Origin of the sequence: Chromobacterium sp. LK11, from assembly GCF_001043705.1 — a bacterium.
GTDB classification, from domain to species: domain Bacteria; phylum Pseudomonadota; class Gammaproteobacteria; order Burkholderiales; family Chromobacteriaceae; genus Chromobacterium; species Chromobacterium alkanivorans.
Genome location: NZ_LDUR01000016.1, coordinates 113,847 through 133,101 on the forward strand (window position 1 = coordinate 113,847; position 19,255 = coordinate 133,101).

General features: G+C 66.1%; 13 protein-coding genes and 1 tRNA gene. 11 read left to right on the forward strand and 3 right to left on the reverse strand.

Going from position 1 to position 19,255, the window contains the following annotated elements; all coding sequences use genetic code 11:
- Position 1 precedes the first annotated feature (1 nt).
- Positions 2-1,168, forward strand: coding sequence for a glycerate kinase (locus VK98_RS11250; protein WP_048414122.1), 1,167 nt, complete (start codon positions 2-4; stop codon positions 1,166-1,168).
- Here VK98_RS11250 and VK98_RS11255 read toward each other — a convergent pair.
- Complete coding sequence (locus tag VK98_RS11255) at positions 1,141-1,836, reverse strand: S4 domain-containing protein (protein ID WP_048414123.1); 696 nt, start codon at positions 1,834-1,836, stop codon at positions 1,141-1,143. The genes VK98_RS11250 and VK98_RS11255 overlap by 28 nt on opposite strands.
- Here VK98_RS11255 and VK98_RS11260 point away from each other — a divergent pair.
- The 8 genes from VK98_RS11260 to VK98_RS11295 all read left to right on the forward strand — a co-directional run bounded on the left by VK98_RS11260 (position 1,802) and on the right by VK98_RS11295 (position 14,266).
- Positions 1,802-2,689, forward strand: coding sequence for an SDR family oxidoreductase (locus VK98_RS11260; protein ID WP_231589259.1), 888 nt, complete (start codon positions 1,802-1,804; stop codon positions 2,687-2,689). The two genes, VK98_RS11255 and VK98_RS11260, sit on opposite strands and share 35 nt — an antisense overlap.
- A gap of 70 nt (positions 2,690-2,759) precedes the next feature.
- Entirely contained in the window at positions 2,760-6,353 is a 3,594-nt protein-coding gene (recB, locus tag VK98_RS11265; protein ID WP_048414125.1) for an exodeoxyribonuclease V subunit beta, read from the forward strand.
- A gap of 255 nt (positions 6,354-6,608) precedes the next feature.
- Positions 6,609-8,093 (forward strand): polyphosphate:AMP phosphotransferase, encoded by a 1,485-nt coding sequence (pap, locus tag VK98_RS11270; RefSeq protein WP_048414126.1) that lies wholly within the window; start codon positions 6,609-6,611, stop codon positions 8,091-8,093.
- Positions 8,068-8,802 carry an ABC transporter substrate-binding protein gene (locus VK98_RS11275; RefSeq protein WP_048414127.1) on the forward strand — a complete coding sequence of 245 codons (735 nt, stop codon included), beginning with the start codon at positions 8,068-8,070 and terminating at the stop codon, positions 8,800-8,802. Before pap ends, VK98_RS11275 begins: the two co-directional genes overlap by 26 nt.
- A 64-nt stretch (positions 8,803-8,866) precedes the next feature.
- Entirely contained in the window at positions 8,867-10,564 is a 1,698-nt protein-coding gene (recD, locus tag VK98_RS11280) for an exodeoxyribonuclease V subunit alpha (RefSeq protein WP_048414128.1), read from the forward strand.
- Between the two features lie 176 nt (positions 10,565-10,740).
- The gene (locus tag VK98_RS11285) at positions 10,741-11,625 is read left to right on the forward strand and encodes a DUF4743 domain-containing protein (RefSeq protein WP_048414129.1); all 885 of its coding nucleotides are present in this window, start codon (positions 10,741-10,743) and stop codon (positions 11,623-11,625) included.
- Positions 11,626-12,019: 394 nt separating this feature from the next.
- Entirely contained in the window at positions 12,020-12,211 is a 192-nt protein-coding gene (locus VK98_RS11290) for a hypothetical protein (RefSeq protein ID WP_048409471.1), read from the forward strand.
- A 192-nt stretch (positions 12,212-12,403) separates the two neighbouring features.
- On the forward strand, positions 12,404-14,266 hold the full coding sequence (locus tag VK98_RS11295) for an ABC transporter ATP-binding protein (protein WP_048414130.1): 1,863 nt from the start codon (positions 12,404-12,406) through the stop codon (positions 14,264-14,266).
- Between the two features lie 150 nt (positions 14,267-14,416).
- Here VK98_RS11295 and VK98_RS11300 read toward each other — a convergent pair.
- Positions 14,417-14,493, reverse strand: a tRNA-Arg gene (locus VK98_RS11300).
- A gap of 155 nt (positions 14,494-14,648) precedes the next feature.
- Here VK98_RS11300 and VK98_RS11305 point away from each other — a divergent pair.
- Complete coding sequence (locus VK98_RS11305; protein ID WP_231589260.1) at positions 14,649-15,374, forward strand: cytochrome c5 family protein; 726 nt, start codon at positions 14,649-14,651, stop codon at positions 15,372-15,374.
- A 661-nt stretch (positions 15,375-16,035) separates the two neighbouring features.
- Here the strand turns inward: VK98_RS11305 and VK98_RS11310 are convergent.
- On the reverse strand, positions 16,036-18,051 hold the full coding sequence (locus VK98_RS11310) for a UvrD-helicase domain-containing protein (protein WP_048414132.1): 2,016 nt from the start codon (positions 18,049-18,051) through the stop codon (positions 16,036-16,038).
- A gap of 130 nt (positions 18,052-18,181) precedes the next feature.
- Between VK98_RS11310 and VK98_RS11315 the strand changes: the two genes are divergently transcribed.
- The gene (locus VK98_RS11315; protein WP_048414133.1) at positions 18,182-19,003 is read left to right on the forward strand and encodes a symmetrical bis(5'-nucleosyl)-tetraphosphatase; all 822 of its coding nucleotides are present in this window, start codon (positions 18,182-18,184) and stop codon (positions 19,001-19,003) included.
- Positions 19,004-19,255 lie beyond the last annotated feature (252 nt).

Sequence of the window (19,255 nt, forward strand, 5' to 3'; positions counted from 1 at the left end):
CATGAAAATCGTGATTGCCCCGGACTCCTACAAGGAAAGCCTGAGCGCGCTGCAGGTGGCCCAGGCGATAGAGGACGGCTTCCGCCAGGTGTTTCCCGCCGTCCGCTATTGCAAGCTGCCGATGGCGGACGGCGGCGAGGGCACGGTGCAGGCCATGCTGGACGCGCTGGGCGGCCAGTGGCGCGAGGCTGCCGTGCGAGGCCCGCTGGGCGACAGGCTGTCCGCCCGCTACGGCTTGACCGCGGACGGCGTGGCGGTGATAGAAATGGCCGCCGCCAGCGGTCTGGCGCTGTTGTCGCCGGCGCGGCGCAATCCCCTGCTGACCGGCAGCCACGGCACCGGCGATCTGATTCGCGACGCGCTGGACGCCGGCGCGCGCCGCTTCGTGCTGGGCATAGGCGGCAGCGCTACCAACGACGGCGGCGCCGGCATGCTGCAGGCGCTGGGCGTCAGGCTGCTGGATGCGGACGGAGCGGAGTTGCCGGCCGGCGGCGCGGCCTTGGCGCGGCTGGCGCGGCTGGACCTGTCCGGACTGGACCCGCGCTTGGCTGCCTGCCGCATCGACGTGGCCTGCGATGTCGACAATCCGCTGACCGGCCCGCGCGGCGCGTCGGCGGTGTTCGGGCCGCAGAAGGGCGCGACGCCGGCGATGGTGGTGGAGCTGGACGCGGCGCTGGCGCGTTTCGCGGTCTTGATGGAAGGGGAGTCGGGCGTGGCGGCGGCCGACGCGGCCGGCGGCGGCGCGGCCGGCGGCATGGGCGCCGCGCTGCTGGCCTGCCTGGGCGGCCGGCTGCGCTCCGGCAGCGCCATCGTCGCCGAGGCCGTCGGTCTGGACGCGGCGCTGGCCGACGCCGATCTGGCGGTGACCGGAGAAGGCCGCATCGACAGTCAGAGCGTGCAAGGCAAGACGCCGATAGGCGTCGCCCGCGTCGCCCAGCGCCATGGCGTGCCGGTGCTGGCGATAGGCGGTTGCTTGGGCGCGGGCAGCGAGCTGACCCACGCGCACGGCCTGGACGCGGTGTTCGCCGCGGTCAGCCGGCCGTGCAGTCAGGAACAGGCCTTGGCCGAGGCCGCGGACAATGTCAGCCGCGCCGCGCGCAACGCGGCGGCGGCATTGGCCTTGGGCATGAAGCTGACAGCTCAGAAACGCTCGAAGTCCGGCACATAACGCCACTGCCCGGCGGCCAACTGGCCGATGGCCAGCCGCCCGATGCGGATGCAGCGCAGCGCCAGCGGGCTGACGCCCAGGCCGGCGCAGATGTCGTCCAGCCAGCGCGCGTCGCGCGCCGCGAGCACCAGGCGCAGCTGGCGGTCGCTCTGGCGCGAGACCTTGAGCTCGCGCGGCGGCTTGCCGCCGGGGCGCAGGGCGTTCTGCCGCTGTTGCAGCTCGGCGGCGGCGGGCGCGGCGTCGACGTTGATCAGGAATTCCAGCTGGCAATCGGCCAGCCGCTGCGCCAGCTTGCGATCCTGGGTCAGCGCCACCAGTCCGTGGGCGCGCTCGGCGACGGCGCCGAAACCTTGCAGATGCTGGCGATGGCGCGGCAGCCAGCTCAGCCCGCTGACGTCGCCCGGCAACTGGCTGTCCGGCCCCAGCACGGCCAGCGGCTCGGCGCCGGCGGGCTTGTGCAGCAGCAGGGTGACCGCCGCGTCGCGCTGGATCTCGGGCCGGCCCGTGAGTTCGACGCGCTGTTGCGGCTCCACCCGGCTGCCCAGCGCGGTGACGGTCTGGCCGTCCACTTTCACCAGACCCTGTTCGATGCAGGCGTCGGCTTCGCGCCGCGTGCACAGACCCAGCTCCACCATGCGTTTTGAAAGTCGGATTGCGGAGTCGCTCATTGTGTCGGGCCTTGAATGCGGGGTTCGGGCGGCGATTATCCCCTTTGCCGGCGTGGCCGACAAATTTGGCGAATCGGGTATCCTTCTCATCTGGAACTGCAGCGGAACCGCCGCGCAGACGGATTCGGGAGTCGCCGTGAATATCTTGATCATTGGAGCGAGCCGTGGCCTTGGCAAGGCTTTTGTTGAGGGATTGGGGACTGAGGGGGACCGTGTGGTCGGCGTGTCCAGGCGCAGGCCCGAGGGTTTGCGGCCGCCGGCCGGCCTGGCCTTGGACTGGATCGAAGCCGATTTGTCCGATCCGGCCCAGGCCGTGCGACAGGTCGTCAGCGCTCTGCCGGAACGGCTGGACGTGGTGATGTGCAATGTGGGCGTCTGGGAGCGGGAGGCGTTCGAGCCGTCCTATGCCTTCTCCCGCTGCTCGGATCAGGAGCTGCTGGACGTGGTCCAGGTCAATATCGCTTCGACCATTCTGCTGCTCAAGCATGTGTTGCCGCGCATGTCGGGCGCGGCCAAACCGCAGCTGTTCCTGACGGGATCGACATCCGGCCTGTCGCGCAGCGGCCGCCCCGAAGTGGCTTTCGCCGCGAGCAAGTTCGCCTTGAGCGGCATGGCCGACGCGCTGCGCGAGGAATACCGCGCGCAGCGTCTGGCCGTGACCTGCCTGCAATTGGGCTATCTCAATACCGAGGACGATTTGTCCGTGCCCCGCGAGCAGGCCGCCGAGCGTGGCGCCGGCCAGCTGATCCCCTTGCATGACGTGGTGAGCCTGGCGCGCGCCGTGCTGAATTTGTCCGACGCCTCCTTCGCGCGGGAAATCGTTCTGCCGGCTATTCTGGACGAACGCTTCTGAACGCGGCGAGCGCGTCTCATCCCGCTTACGGGTCGTTTAAAAGCTCGAATCGAATTAAAGTGTCGCCATCATGAGCCTGCTTCCCCAAGCGCTGGACGCGCTGAACTGCCCGCTGAGCGGCATCAACCTGATCGAGGCCTCGGCCGGCACCGGCAAGACCTGGACCATCGCGGCCCTGTTCGCCCGGCTTTTGCTGGAAGAGCGCGACGGCCAGTCGCCGCCCACCGTCGATCAAGTGCTGGTGGTCACCTACACCAAGGCGGCCACCGCGGAGCTGCGCGAGCGCCTGCGCCGGCGGCTGAGCGAGCTGGCGCAAACGCTGGCCGGGGAAGGCGAGGCCGGCGGCGATCCCTTCCTGTCGGCGCTGGTGCAGCGTTTTCCGCCGGGCGCGGAGCGGGAGCGGGCATTGCAGCGGCTCAAGGCCGCGATCACCGGCTTCGACGCCGCCGCCATCTACACCATTCACGGCTTCTGCCAGCGAGTGCTGACCGACGCCGCCTTTGAAAGCAGCCAGACTTTCGAAGCCGAGCTGGTCAGCGACGACGAGGAGCGCTTGACCGAAATCGTCGACGATTTTTGGCGACGGCGGGTGGTGGACGATCCCTTGCTCGCCCAAGTGCTGGTGGACAACGGCGAAACGCCGGACGGTTGGCTGGCGGACATCCGGCCCTATCTGTCCAAGCCCTATCTGCGCATGCGCGCGCCGCACGTCGCCGGACTGGAGCGCGCCTTGCTCGCGGTGGAGCAAGGCTGGCGGGCGCTGGCGGTGCGGCCGGAACTGGCGGCGGAGGCGGCCGATCTGCTGCGCGCCGCCGCGGGCTTCAACGCGCGCAGTTATAGCCCGGCCATCATCGAGCGCGCCATCGGCGCCTTGAACGGCCTGCTGGCCGCGCCGGACGCCACGCCGGTGCTGGACAAGGACGGCCGCCGTCAATTGGACAAGCTGCTGCCGGCCTCGCTGGCCAAGGGCATGAAGAAAGGCCACGCCGCGCCGGAACACCCCTTGTTCGCGTTGGTGGAGGCCTGGCTGGGCGCCTGGGACGCTTATCTGGACGAGGTGGCGCTGTCGGTGGCTCAGCTCAAGCTGGAGCTGATCGCCTGGACCAATGAGCAACTGAGCGCGCGCCGCGCCGGCGAGCGCAGCCGCAGCTTCGACGACCTGCTGACCGATCTGGGCGCGGCGCTGGCCGATCCCATCAGCGGCCCGCTGCTGGCCGCCCATGTGGCGCGCAGCTTCCAGGTGGCGCTGATCGACGAATTCCAGGACACCGACCCCATCCAGTACTCGATCTTTCGCCATTGCTTCGTCGCGCAGCAGCGGCCGGTCTTCCTGGTGGGCGATCCCAAGCAGGCGATCTACAGCTTCCGCGGCGCCGACATTTTCGCCTATCTGGCGGCGCGCGGCGACGCGCAACATCATTACACGCTGGACACCAACCGCCGCTCCGAAGCCCCGTTGGTGAGCACCGTCAACGCGCTGTTCGCGCGCGAACTGCCGTTTCTGATCGAGGGCATCGCCTATCAGCCGGTGGCGGCGCAGCCGGCCTCCGGCGGCCGGCTGGAGGTCGACGACGACAGGCCGCCGTTCTGCTTCCAATGGCTGCGGCCGGAGACGGCGGACAAGGCCGCCAGCGGCGAAACCGCCACCGCGCTGGCCGCCGACGCCTGCGCCGACGAGATCGCGCGCTTGCTGGCGCTGGCGGCCGACGGCCGCGCCGCCATCGTCGCCGGCGACGCGCGCCGGCCGCTGGCCGGCGGCGACATCGCGGTGCTGGTGTCCACCCACCGCCAGGGCGACCGGGTGCGCCAGGCCTTGGCCGAACGCGGCGTGGCCAGCGTGGCGCTGACCCAGGAGAGCGTGTTCGCCAGCCGCGAGGCCGGCGAGATGCTGGCGTTGTTGCGCGCCTGGGCGGAGCCGGCCAGCGAGGCGCGCCTGCGCGCGGCGCTGGTGACGGAACTGGCCGGAGTCGACGCCGGCGAATTGCTGGCCAGGGTGGAGGACGAGACGCGCTGGGAGGCGCAGCTGCAAGCCAACGCCGCCGACCACCTGCTATGGCGCGAGCGCGGCTTCATGGCTGCCTGGCGGCATTTCTTCGCGCGGGAACGGGTGGCGGAACGCCTGCTGCCGCTGCCGGACGGCGAGCGGCGGCTGACCAATCTGTCGCATCTGGCCGAGCTGCTGCAGCAAGAAAGCGATCAGCGCCAGGGCATGGCGCCGCTGCTGGGCTGGCTGGAGACGCGGGTGGCGCAGCCGCCGGGCGGCGAAGAGGCGGTGCTGAGGCTGGAGAGCGACGCGGCCCTGGTCAAGATCGTCACCATCCACACCGCCAAGGGCCTGCAATACCCGGTGGCCTTCTGCCCCTTTCTGTGGGGCGGCGCGCTGGAGCGGCGCGACGCCGCGTTCTGGCGCTACCACGCCGAAGAGCAATCCTGGCTGGCGCCGGACGCCGCCGCCGACGCCGGGGTGAAGCTGGCGGCGCGCAGCGAGCTGTTGGCGGAGAAGCTGCGCCTGCTCTACGTGGCGCTGACCCGGGCGCAATATCGCCAATACCTGTGCTGGGGCTGGGTGCGCGGCATGGAGACGGCGGCGCTGAGCTGGCTGCTGCACGGCCGCGACGCGCGCGCGCTGCCGGAACTGGAGGCGCTGGAACTGAACGCCGCGGTGCTCAGGCGCGAACTGGACGTTTTCGCGGCCGCGGCCAACGCCGCCGCGGAAGGCGCTTGCGCGGTGCTGGAGGAGGACGCGGCCGGGCCGTCCCTGGCCGCGCGCCGCGAAGCCGGGAGGGATTATCTGGCCCAGGCGTTCGCGCGCCGGCTGGCCGCGCCGTGGCGAGTGGCCAGCTTCACCTCGCTGACCCATGCGCAGGCGGCCGGCAAATGGCAGGAAAGTCCGGACCACGACGCGGGGCAGCCGGCGGCGCCGGCCGAACCGCAAGCACCGCCGGCTCTGGATCGTTTCGGCTTTCCGCGCGGGGCCAAGGCCGGCACCTGCCTACACGAGATTTTCGAAACCATCAGTTTCGGCGTCGACGCCGCCGGCTTGCGCCAGGCGGTGGAGCGGGCCCTGGCCAGGCACGGCTTCGCGCCGGAGTGGACCGACGCGGCTTGCGAGATGGTGGCGGCGACGCTGAACGCGGAGCTGGACCCGGGCGTAAGGCTGGCCGAGGTGCCGGACGGCAAGCGGTTGGTGGAAATGGAATTCATGCTGCCGGCGCCCAGGCTGGAGGTGGCCAAGCTGGCCGCCATCCTGTCCGCGCCGGAGCACGGCCTGGCCGCGCCCTTGCGCGCGGCGGCGTCGCAGCTGGACTTCTCCACCGTGCGCGGCTTTCTCAAGGGCTTCATGGACCTGGTGTTCGAGGCGGACGGGCGCGTCTATCTGGTGGACTACAAGTCCAACCACCTGGGAGGGCGGCATGAAGACTACCGCGCAGAGCGGCTGGCGGAGTCCATCGCCCAAGAACATTATTACCTGCAATACCTGATCTACTGCGTGGCGCTGCGGCGCTATTTCAGCGCGCGCGGCGTGGACTTCGCCGCCCGCTTCGGCGGCGTGCGCTATCTGTATCTGCGCGGCGTCGGCGTCGACGCCTGCGGGATCTGGAGCGATCAACCCGCGCCGGCCTTGCTGGCGGCGCTGGACCAATGGTTCGCCGGGCATGCGTAGGAATGCGGAGTGCGCAAGCCGCGGTCATGGGACTAAGCTGAACTATCTGAAGTGGAACGCGGCCGGAAGGGGAGAGTTGCGCCGGGCGCGGGCCGATAATAAGAACCTGTTCAAAGTCTGCTGCGCTTCGTGAGCGCGTGACACTGTGAGTACAGCATTTGAAATGCTCATGTGCATTCCGTTTTCTCAGCTGTTTTCGCCTGGTCTCGCTCTTGCTCGCGAGACTTTAGAACAGGTTCAAACCAAGGACGCATCATGTTCGAATCCGCCGAAATCGGCCACAGCATCGATAAGAAGACTTTCCGCGAAGCCATGCCCAAATTGCGCGAGGCCTTGCTGGACCTGCAATACGATTTGAAGGAGAAGGCCGACTTTCCGGTGCTGATCCTGATTCACGGCTTCGACGGCGCCGGCCGCGGCGAAACCATGAATCTGATCAACGAATGGCTGGACCCGCGGCTGATCGACACCGTCGCCTTCGCCGAAGCCAACGACGACGCCCGCGCCCGGCCGTGGATGTGGCGCTACTGGATGCAGCTGCCGGCCAAGGGCCGCATCGGCATGTTCTTCGGCTCCTATTATTCCGACGCCTTGTTCGACCGGGTGTTCGCCCGCAGCGACCGCGACGCGCTGGACAAGCAGATTTTCGACATCCTGCGTTTTGAACGCATGCTGACCATGGACGGCGCGCTGGTGCTGAAATTCTGGTTCCACCTGACCCGGGAGCAGCAGCACAAGCGGCTCAAGCAGATGGAAAAGGACCCGGCCAGCAGCTGGCGCGTGACCAAGACCGATTGGGAGCATTACGAGCGCTACGACAAGATACGCAAGTCCGCCGAGCACATTCTGCGGCTGACCAATACCGCCGCCGCGCCCTGGGTGGTGGTGGACGGCGAGGACGCCAATTACCGCAGCCTGACGGTGGGCAACACCCTGCTCAACGCCATCCGCAATCGGCTGGCGCAGGCGCAGGGCTCGCAGGCCGAGCTGATAGACGCGCCGCCGCTGCTGGCGCCGATAGACAACAAGTTGCTGCTGGACACCCTGCAACTGGATCAATCCATGGACAAGGCCGAGTACAAGGCGGAGCTGGAGCAGTTGCAGGGCCGGCTGCACCGGCTGACCCGGCATCCGCGCTTCGCCCAGCACTCGCTGGTGCTGGCCTTCGAAGGCAACGACGCCGCCGGCAAGGGCGGCAGCATACGCCGCATCACCCAGGCGCTGGACGCGCGCCGCTACCGGGTGGTGCCCATCGCCGCACCCACCCAGGAAGAAAAGGCCAAGCCCTGGTTGTGGCGCTTCTGGCGCCACGTGCCGGGCAAGGGCGGCATCACCATTTTCGACCGCACCTGGTACGGCCGGGTGCTGGTGGAGCGGGTGGAAGGCTTCGCCAAGGAGGCGGACTGGATGCGCGCCTATTACGAAATCAACGACTTCGAGCATCAGCTCAGCGAAAACGGCGCCGTCATCGTCAAGTTCTGGCTGGCCATCAGCAAGGAAGAGCAGATGGAGCGTTTCAAAGGACGCGAGGAAACCGGCTTCAAGCGCTTCAAGATCACCGAGGAAGACTGGCGCAATCGCGACAAATGGGACGCCTACAAGCTGGCCGTCAGCGATATGGTGGACCGCACCAGCACCAGCAAGGTGCCGTGGACGCTGGTGGAGGCCAACAACAAATACTATGCCCGCATCAAAATTCTCAAAACCATTTGCGATGCGCTGGAAGCCCGGCTTGCTTGAGCGCGGCGCCTGGCTGATCGCCCTGCTGCTGGCGGCGCAGGCCGCGTCCGCGGCGGCGCCCGTCCTGCGCGCCGGCGTGGCCAACGACAGCTTCGGCTTGCTGTACAGCGCCCAGGACGGCGCGCTGGCCACTCAGTACCGCGCCGCGCTGGAACTGATCGGCCGGCACAGCGGCGTCCGCTTCGAGCTGGAGTACTACCCGTCGTCGCGGCTGCAGCAATTGTTCGAAGTGGGCAAGGTGGACGTGGAGGTGGGTGTCAATCCGTCCTGGCGCGCGCTGTCGCCGGTGGCCGGCTTCTACACCCGGCCCATCGACGTGCAGACGCTGCGGCTGTGCTTCGCGCCGGGCAAGCGGCGCAAGGGCGCGGCGCCGGCCAGCCTGAGCGGCCTGAGCCTGGGGGTGTTGCAGGGACGCAGCTATCCCGTGCTGGAGCCCGGTTTCGCCAGCGGCCAGTTCAAGCGGGTGGAGGCCGCCAGCGAGAGCGACCTGCTCAGCGGCCTGCGCCAGGGCAGCATGCAGGCCATCGTCTTGAGCCAGCGCCAACTGGATTCGCTGCTGAGCCGCGCGCCGGAGGCGCAGCCCTGCGCGGCGGGCGACGCGGTGGGCGGCGTGCCGGTGATGTTGCGGCTGCATCCGCAATACCGGCAGCTGTTGCCGCAATTGGACAAGGCGATTCAGCAGCTGCAAGATAGCGGCAAATTGCGCTGAAGCGCTTCGAGCTTCCCCATCCCGGCTCCGCATCGCGGAGCGCAAAGCATCCGGATTCCAGCCCATGTCTGTCCAGCAAGCCCTGTTGCCCGCCGAACTGGCGCGCTTGTTCGCCCGTCTCGATCCCGGCGTGGACGAGGCCGCGCTGGCGCTGATCCACGAACTGGCCAGCGCCAACCAGGCCGGCCACGTCTGCCTGCCCCTGGCGCAGCGCCCTGAGCGCAAGGCCTTGCAGGCCAGCGCGCTGGTCGGCCGGCCCGGCGACTACGCGCCCTTGATCCTGGACGCGGCGGGCCGGCTGTATTTCGCCCGCCACTGGTTCGACGAAGCGCGGCTGGCCGAGCGTCTGGCCGCCTTGGCCGAGCCGGGGCCGGCGCCGGACGGCGCGCGGCTGCGCCCGCTGCTGGAGGCCTTGTTCGGATCGGCGTCCGCGGCCGGACCGGACCGGCAGAAGCTGGCGGCGGCGCTGGCGGCGCGTCAGCGGCTGATGATCATTTCCGGCGGTCCGGGCACCGGCAAGACCACCACCGTGCTCAAGCTGCTGGCCTTGCTCGCCGGCCTGTCGCCGCGGCCGCTGGTGATGGCGATGGCGGCGCCCACCGGCAAGGCCGCCGCGCGGCTGTCGGAGTCGGTGCGCGGCGCGCGCGCGGGGCTGGACCTGGCCGAGGGCACGCTGCGGCAATTGCCGCAGCAGGCGCAGACCTTGCACCGGCTGCTGGGCCTGCGCCCGGGCGCGGCGGCGCCGCGCCACCACGCCGGCAACCCCTTGCCGCTGGATGTGCTGGTGGTGGACGAGGCGTCGATGATAGATCTGTCGCTGATGGCGCGCATGGTGGAGGCGCTGCCGTCCCAGGCGCGGCTGATTCTGCTGGGCGACCGCGACCAGTTGGCCTCGGTGGACGCCGGCGCGGTGCTGGGCGATCTGTGCGCCGACATCCATTACCGCCCGGACACCCTGGACTGGCTGCGGGCGAATTGCGGCGACACCCTGCCGCCGACGCCGGGCGCGGGCGGCAAGCTCACCGACTGCGTGGCGCTGCTCACCCACAGCCATCGTTTCGGCGCCGACTCCGGCATCGGCGAACTGGCGCGGCGGGTGAACGGCGGCGACGGCGCCGGCAGCTGGGCGGTGTTGCAAGACCCGGCTTGGCGCGACGTGGAGGCGGTGCCGGCGCTGGACGCGGCCGAGGTGCTGGCGCGCTGGCGGCCGTATTGGCGGGCCGTGCGCGCCGGCGCGACGCTGGCCGAGCGGCAGCGGGCTTTCGCCGGCTTCATGCTGCTGGCGGCGGAGCGGCGGCAGGTGGAGGCTTTCAATCAGCGCGTGGAGCGGCAGCTGGAAGCCGACGGCGACAAGCCGGCCGGCCGCGACTGGTATCCGGGGCGGCCGGTGATGATCAGCGAGAACGATTACGGCCTGGGCCTGTTCAACGGCGACATCGGCTTTACGGTGCAGCGCGAGGCCGGTTTGCGCGTGGCTTTTCCCGGCGACGACGGCGGCTGGCGCGAGTTCGCCCCTGGCCGCCTGCCGCAGCACGACACCGTGTACGCGATGACGGTGCACAAGAGCCAGGGTTCCGAGTTCGGCGAAGTCTGTTTGCAGCTGCCGGAAGCGGCGGGACCCTTGCTGAACCGGGCGCTGGTGTATACCGCGATCACCCGGGCGCGAGAGCGCTTCCTCGTCTCCGGCGCGCAGCCGGTGTGGGAGCAGGCGGCCGCGGCGGCGCCGCAGCGCTACTCCGGGCTGGTCGACAAACTGAGATGACAATGGCGTTAAATTTGCCGGGCGCGGCGGTTTGCACGCCGGCCGCCGCGACAATTCCGCAACATCCCACCGCAAAATAATCTGTTTATTTGCCGGCTGTTACGCCAGATATAGTCAAAGCCGAAGAAGCATCCTAAGATGCAGCCTTCCCGAAACACATCGCAGCGGAGTCGGCAATGCAAGTGGATGCGGTTCTGGCCTATCTCGACAAGATCACCCGTTTTGATCGTCAGCAGTTCACGCCTTTGTACATCGGCAAAGAGCGACTGGGCTGGGTCAACGCGGCGTGGAGGGAACGCTTGCTGAGCAGCGAATCTCAGCTGTTCGAGGAACAATACCAGAAGCTGCACTGCCGGCTGGACGGCAGCTACCGCAGCATCAGCCACGCGCTGGCGCAGGCGGCGCGACGCTGGCAGCAGGCCGGCTGGCTGAATGGCTGGCGCAATGAGAACTTCACCGCCTTCCGTCACGACGGCTCCCCGTATTTCGAACTGGAGCGCGCCGCCTTCCGTCCGCTGGGCCTGACCAGCCGCGCGGTGCATCTGAACGGCCTGACCCGGCTGCCGTCCGGCGAAGTGCGGATGTGGGTGGGACGCCGCAGCCCGCACAAGGCGGTGGACCCCAATCGCATGGACAATCTGGTCGGCGGCGGCGTGGCCGCCGGCGAAACCATTGAACTGGCGCTGGAGCGCGAGGGTTGGGAAGAGGCCGGCGTGCGTCGCGAGCAGGTGCGGGACTTGCCGCAATCCAGCTTGCTGTTGGCCGAGCGCCCGGTGCAGCGCGGCCTGCACCGTGAATGGATTTACGCTTTCGACCTGTGGCTGGAGCCGGGCGAAACGCCCTGTAACCAGGACGGCGAGGTGGCCGAGCACATCCTGACGCCGTTCGCTGAAGTCGAGCGCTTGCTGCTGGAAGAGCGCTTCATGATAGACGCGGCGCTGGTGGCCACCGACTGTCTGGCCCGCCACGGTTATTGGGGAGAGCGCACGCCGACGATAGACGCCGCGCTGGCGCGCATCCGTCACCCGCAGCGGCACGACGTGCACGCGCTGGCCCACTAGCCGGTTCCGCAAGCGCCGGGCCGCCTCCGCGGCGGTTCCGCCTGGCCCGGCGCGCGTTTGCACGGCTTCCCCATTGGTTTATGTTACAACTGCGTGAATTAATTCAGGAATCTTTGCCTGATACCGCAGGTAATGGGTAGAATCATTCCTTAAGAGCGGCAAAAGCCGTCAATAAATGCCAAGGGCCAAGGCCCGCGCTGTTTCCCCACGCCAAACACCGCGCCATTGAGCGCCGCCGTCTGCGGATGGAGGCTTGCTTCGCGCAAAATTATGCCAATGAGATTGTCTTGGCAGGATTAACGAAACAGCGGCATGGCGAGTTTCTCACTTTTTGTCGACGGCGCGTCGGCGGCGCTGAACGCCGTCGCCGCGGTCTTGGGGGGGCGCAAGGGGGATGTATCGTTTGAAACTGATCTCGGAGCAGTTCGGCGTCGACGACAGCGGGCCGCTGCATCCCAGCCAGGAACAGGCGCGGCGGGCCGCGCTGGTGATGTGGAACGTTTACCGCGGCCAGCTGCGCATCGAGATTCACCGGGTGGTGGACCTGCGCAGCCGCAAGACGGAAAAGCTCGAGGAGTTGTGCTGACTGTCGCGTTTTAGCCAATGTAGTTGCCGACAAATAAACCCTGTTCGTGTTTATTGGCTGAATATGACAAATGCGGGCATGGCCGGCGCTAATTTTCCATTGCGCGATTTTCCGCGCTTGGCTATTGTCCTACTTCCTATTAAACCCAAAGCAGGCGCGGTCCAAGCGGCGGCCTCTGCACTGGAGCGATCTTTGTTCAACTGGTTCGAAAAGCGGATCAATCCGTATCCCGACACGTCCCCGGCCCAACCTCCCAAGGGCTTTTTCCCATTTTTGTGGTTCTGTACCCGCGGCCTGCGCGGCCTGATTGCGGCCGTCATTCTGCTGACCGCCGGCATCGGCGCTTTCGAGGCCTTGCTGTTCTCCATGCTCGGCTCCGTCGTGGACTGGCTGAGCGCGGTCAAGCCCGCGCTGTTGTGGGACGCGCAACGCCATAATCTATTGCTGCTGGCGGGCATTCTGCTGGCCAGCCCCTTGCTGATCGCCTTGCAGGCGCTGATCAAATACCAGGGCCTGTCCGCCAACTTCCCTATGCTGCTGCGCTGGAACTTCCACCGCCACCTGCTGCGGCAAAGCATGAATTTCTATCAGGACGAATTCGCCGGCCGGGTGTCCGCCAAGGTGATGCAGACCGCGATCGCGGTGCGCGAAACGGTGATGATCGTCGCCGACATCCTGGTGTTCGTGGTGATTTACTTCGTCACCATGATCGCCGTGGTCGGCAGTTTCGACAGCCGCCTGCTGTGGCCCTTCCTGGCCTGGCTGGCCTTGTACGTGGCCACGCTGTACTTCTTCGTGCCGCGGCTGGGCCAGGCCGCCACCGCCCAGGCCGACGCGCGCAGCCTGATGACAGGCCGCATCACCGACGCCTACACCAATATCGCCACGGTGAAGCTGTTTTCGCATGCGCAGCGCGAGGCCGGCTTCGCCCGCGGCGCGATGCAGGAGTTCCTGGCCACCGCCTATCGCCAGATGCGTTTGATCAGCGGTTTCGAAATCATCAACCACAGCCTGAGCATGTTGCTGATCGCCAGCACCGCCGGCGCCACCTTGTGGCTGTGGAGCATGGGCGAAGTCGGCGTCGGCGCGGTGGCGGCGGCCACGGCGATGGCGCTGCGCCTGAACGGCATTTCGCACTGGATCATGTGGGAGATGGCCTCGCTGTTCGAGCAAGTGGGCACGGTGCAAGACGGCATCGCCACCCTGTCGCGGCCGGTGCTGGTCAACGACAGCGCCGACGCCAAGCCGCTGGCGGTCAAGCAGGGCGAGATCCACTTCGATCAGGTGGACTTCAGCTACGGCGGCAGCAAGAGCGTGATCGAGCAGCTGTCGCTGACGATACGTCCGGGCGAGAAGATCGGCCTGGTCGGCCGCTCCGGCGCCGGCAAATCCACCATCGTCAACTTGCTGCTGCGTTTCTATGATCTGGACGGCGGCCGCATTCTGATCGACGGCCAGGATATCGCGCGGGTGACGCAGGACAGCCTGCGCGCCCAGGTGGGCATGGTGACGCAGGATACTTCCTTGCTGCACCGCTCGGTGCGCGACAACCTGCTCTATGGCAGGCCGGACGCCGACGACGCCGAGATGGAGGCCGCCGCGCGCCGCGCCGAGGCGCACGACTTCATCCTGACCCTGACCGATCCCAAGGGCCGCGTCAGCTATGAAGCCCATGTCGGCGAACGCGGCGTCAAATTGTCCGGCGGCCAGCGCCAGCGCATCGCCATCGCCAGGGTGATGTTGAAGGACGCGCCCATTCTGCTGCTGGACGAAGCCACCAGCGCGCTGGATTCGGAAGTGGAAGCGGCGATCCAGCGCAGCCTGTACCGGCTGATGGAAGGCAAGACCGTGGTGGCCATCGCCCACCGCCTGTCCACCATCGCGGCGATGGACCGGCTGATCGTGTTGGACAAGGGGCGCATCGTGGAAGAGGGCGACCACCGCAGCCTGCTGGCCAAGGGCGGCCTGTACTCGCGGCTGTGGGCGCATCAGAGCGGCGGCTTCCTCGGCGAAGAAGACGACGACGCCGCCGAGCCGATGGCCACGCTGGCCTGAGGCCGAGCGGATTGAACGAAGCGGGACGCGTGGGCGGCCCGCTTTTTTCATTGCGGCGGCGCGGACGCAATGCGAGGAAAACGCGGTTTTGGCGCGCGGCGCTGAAAATAGAGGGGAAAAAGCGGGAAAACGGAAAATATCGAGGAGTTGTGGCGCACCCGACAGGGATCGAACCTGTGACCTTCAGCTTCGGAAACTGACACTCTATCCAACTGAGCTACGGGTGCGCTGTGCTTGCTTTGAGGCAGGTCCGCATCATAGCGCAACTTCCTTACCCGAGTCCAGTGTATGGTTTTGCCTTGCCTTCAGGCTTACCGTATAATTATCCTATTTTAAATGTCATTAATTCCAGGCGAGGCTCGTAATGAGTAATGAGAACGTAATGGCTCCCAGCCAGGTCATCAAAGTGCTGGTTGGCGTCGTTGTCTTTCTTGTGGTGGCGATTTGGCTTCTGGCCAAGCTGGCCACCAGCGGTTACAACGTGGATGCCGAAGTAATGACCAAGGAGGCCATCGCGTCTCGCCTGAAACCGGTCGGCGAAGCCAAGGCCAGCGACGCGCCTCCGGGCATGCGCACTGGCGAACAGGTTTATAAAGGCATCTGTATTTCCTGTCACGGCACCGGCCTGGCCGGCGCGCCCAAGTTCGGCGACACCGCCACATGGGGTTCGCGCATCGCCAAGGGCTGGGACACGCTGACCCAGCACGCGCTGCAGGGTTTCAACGCGATGCCGGCCAAGGGCGGCGCCACCGACCTGAGCGATGACGAAGTGAAACGCGCGGTGGCCTATATGGGCAACTCCGCGGGCGGAAAGTTCACTGAGCCGCCGGTGGGCGGCGCAGGCGGCGCGGCCGCGGCGGCAGATCCGGCCGTGGTGGGCAAGAAAATCTACGACAGCGTGTGCATGGCTTGCCACGCGGCAGGCATCGCCGGCGCGCCGAAGTTCGGCGACAAGGCGGCTTGGGCCGAGCGCCTGAAACCGGGCCTGGACGAAGTGGTCAAGATCGGCATCAAGGGCTTGAACGCGATGCCGGCCAAGGGCGGCTATACCGGCAGCGACGCCGAATTCCGCTCGGCTGTCGAGTTCATGGTGAATAATTCCAAATAAGCGGCTGATCGCCGCAGCAAAAAACGCCTTGCAATGCTGCAAGGCGTTTTTTATCGCCAAAAAGCCGGGTTTTCTATGTTTTTTGGGAGATTTTGCTCGGATGAAATGGCAATGTGCTATGTCAACAAAACCCCGCTGTAACAAGGGACAGGTGCCCTCGGGGTGCGCATGGTGCATGATGGGTTCATCTGTTTAGGTCGTGAAGCGTCAGGCGTTTCGCGGCTTGGTGTGGGGATTCAGTGGCTTTCCACTTTCGCTTCACCCAGAGATGTTCCTCATTCTTCATATGGCGCCGCTGGCGCCATTTTCTTTTGCGTTGCGGGACCGACTAGATGGACCGGCCGCGCGCTCCTAAGTTCGAGCGGAGCGAGCGTTTCTCGGATGTCGCCCATGATGTGGCGCGCTAGAATGCGCTAAGAGCCTGTTTACGATCTGCTGCGCTTCGGCGATACGGCGTTGGAAATGACCTCAGAATGCTCATGTACCGTATGTACATTCCGCTTCTTCGGTCATTTCCGCCTTGTCTCGCTCTTGCTCGCGAGATCGTAAACAGGCTCTAAGGCGAATGCCGCTGAGAAAGCGGAATGCGCGAGTGGCGCCGAGCGTGCTTCGCGGTTTTCAACGCGGCGCCGCTGACGCATAGCGCATCGTGAACCGCTTCTCAGGATTCGGCCGGCTTTTCCTTATTGGCCAGCATCGCGCTGAGGCTGGCCAGCCGCGATTTGCCTTCGGTCTTGCTGACGATGGGCTCGGCGCCGGGCTTGCCGAAATGACGCAGATCGTCGCCGTTGATTTCGCTGATGAAGCGCGAAGGCTCGACGAACTGCCATTCGCCGGCGCGCTTGCGCTTGACGCAATAGGTCAGCGTCAACGTGCGCTGGGCGCGGGTGATGCCGACGTACATCAGCCGGCGCTCTTCCTCCACCATGCCGTTGTCCACCGATTCGCTGTGCGGCAGGATGCCTTCCTCGGTGCCGACCAGGAACACGTAGGGATACTCCAGACCCTTGGACGCGTGCAGCGTGGACATCTTCACCGCGTCCACCTCGCCTTCCTCGCGGCCTTCCAGCATGGTGATCAGCGCGATGGTCTGGGTCAGCTCCACTAGGTTCTTGCCGCTATCTTCGCCTTTGCGGCTGAGCCAGGCCACCATTTCCAGGATGTTCTTCCACTTGGTTTCGGCGATGCGCGGGCTGTCCTCGCTATCGTAAAGCCAGGCCTCGTAGCCTATCGCCTGCATCATCTCCATCGCCAGCGGGCCGCCGTCCTCGCGGGTGGCGCGGTATTGCAGGTTGGCGATGAAGTCGCAGAACTGTTCCAGCGGTTCGAGCTGGGCTTTTTGCACCTGCAGCCGGAAGCCTTCCTCATGGGCGCTGGCGAACAGGCTCTTGCCGCGCTCGCCGGCCCAGGCGCCCAGGCGCTCCAGCGTGGCGGCGCCGACGCCGCGCTTGGGCGTGGTCAGCGCGCGGATGAAGGCCGGATCGTCGTCGGGATTGGCGATCAAGCGCATATAGGCCAGCATGTCCTTGATTTCCGGCTTGTCGAAAAAGCTCTGGCCGCCGGCCATTTGGTAAGGGATGCGCTGGTTGCGCAGGGCTTGCTCGAAGATGCGCGCCTGGTAGTTGCCGCGATAGAGGATGGCGTAGTCCTTGAACTCGGTGCGGTATTCGAATTTGTGCGCCAGCAGCCTTTGCACCACGGTCTCGGCCTCGTGCTCCTCGTCCTTGCACTGGATCACGTGGATGGGTTCGCCCAGGCCCAGTTCGCTCCACAGCTGTTTCTCGAACAGCTTGGGGTTGTTGGAGATCACCGAGTTGGCGGCGCGCAGGATGCGGGCGGTGGAGCGGTAGTTCTGCTCCAGCTTGATGATCTTGAGCTTGGGGAAGTCGCTTTGCAGCAGCCGCAGGTTTTCCATATTGGCACCGCGCCAGGCGTAGATGGACTGGTCGTCGTCGCCCACCGCGGTGAACATGCCGCGCAGGCCGGTCAGCAGCTTGACCAGTTGGTACTGGCAGGTATTGGTGTCCTGGTATTCGTCTATCAGCAGGTAGCGCAGCTTGTGCTGCCACTTCTGCAGCACCTCCTCATTGCTCTGGAACAGTTGCACCGGCAGGCGGATCAGGTCGTCGAAGTCCATCGCCTGATAGGCGCTCAGGGTGTCCTGGTAGGCCGAGTACGTGGTGGCGCAGACGCTTTCCCACTGGTCCTGGGCCTCCAGCAGCATCTGGTCCGGCGTTTTCAGGTCGTTCTTCCACAGCGAAATCTGGCTCTGCACCTTGCGCACCTCGTCCTTGGAGGTGGTCTTCAGAATGTCGGAAATGATCTTGCCGGCGTCGAAGGCGTCGAGGATGGAGAATTGCGGCTTATAGCCCAGATGCGGCGCTTCCTGGCGCAGCATCTGCATGCCCAGCGAGTGGAAGGTGGAGACCGTGATGCCGCGGATTTCCGCCGGCGTCATCAGCTTGCCCACCCGTTCCAGCATCTCGCGCGCGGCCTTGTTGGTGAAGGTGATGGCGGCGATATTGCGCGCATTGATGCCGCCTTCGCGGATCAGGTGCGAAATCTTGAAGGTGATGACCCGGGTTTTGCCGGAGCCGGCGCCGGCAAGCACCAGCAAGGGGCCGTCAAGATACTGGATCGCCGCGCGTTGCGGCGGATTGAGCAAGGGAGCGGACATGGCGGTATCGGGGAAGGGGCCCGGCGGGGCGCAGTAAATCGGTAACTCAGCCAGTGCATTGTAGCATGCGGTATCATGGCGCTATCCGCGGATGACGTCTCAAGATCGATCCGCCACTCATGAGGTGCATATGGCCATCTACGCTATCGGCGACATCCAGGGCTGCTTCCAGCCGTTTCAGCAATTGTTGCGGCAAATCGATTTCAATCCGGGCAAGGACACCTTGTGGCTGACCGGCGACCTGGTCAACCGCGGCCCGCAGTCGCTGGAAGTGCTGCGCTGGGTGTTCCAGCATCAGGATCAGGTCGAGATCGTGCTGGGCAACCACGACCTGCATTTGCTGGCGGTGGCCGAGGGCTTTGGCAAACTGCATCGCAGCGACACGGTGCTGGACATCCTCAACGCCGCCGACGGCAAGGTGCTGCTGGACTGGCTGCGCTGCCAGCCTATGATGATAGCCGGCCACGGCTACGCGATGGTGCACGCCGGCCTGCTGCCGGAGTGGAGCATAGACCGCGCGCTGGATCTGGCGGAAGAGGTGGAGGCCGGGCTGTCCGGCCCCAGGCATCGCGAATTCCTGTCGCGCCTGTACGGCAACCGGCCGACGCGCTGGAACGAGGAGTTGCGCGGTTCGGACCGGCTGCGCGTGATCGTCAACGCGATGACCCGGATGCGTTTCTTGAACCGCGACGGCGAAATCGACCTGAATTACAAGGGCGAGCTGGAAAACGCGCCGGCCGGCCTGACGCCCTGGTTCGAGGCGCCGGGGCGCTGGCAGGGCGAGATGCCGATTATCTGCGGCCACTGGTCGGCGCTGGGCGTGCACATCACCGATGACGTGGTGGCGATCGACTCCGGCTGCTTGTGGGGAGGCAGCCTGACCGCGATGCGTTTGGGCGACCAGGCCTTATTCTCCTTGCCGTGTTCGGCTTATCGCGAAATCACCGCTTAAAGAGTATCGGCGGCGTTGCCGCCGTAAATAAAATATCGGCAAGCCATAGTCAGCCGGGCCCTAGGGCTGTCATAATCGCGGCTCTTGCCAGAGCCGTTTTTTTATTTGTATGAGTTACCTTTCGATTGAGTTCGCACTGGCATTCCTGGCCTTTTTCGCCCTGTATTGGCTGTGCCGCAAGCGCACGGATTGGCAGAATGGTTTGCTGTTATTGGGCAGTTACGCCTTTTATGCCAAGCTTGATTGGCGTTT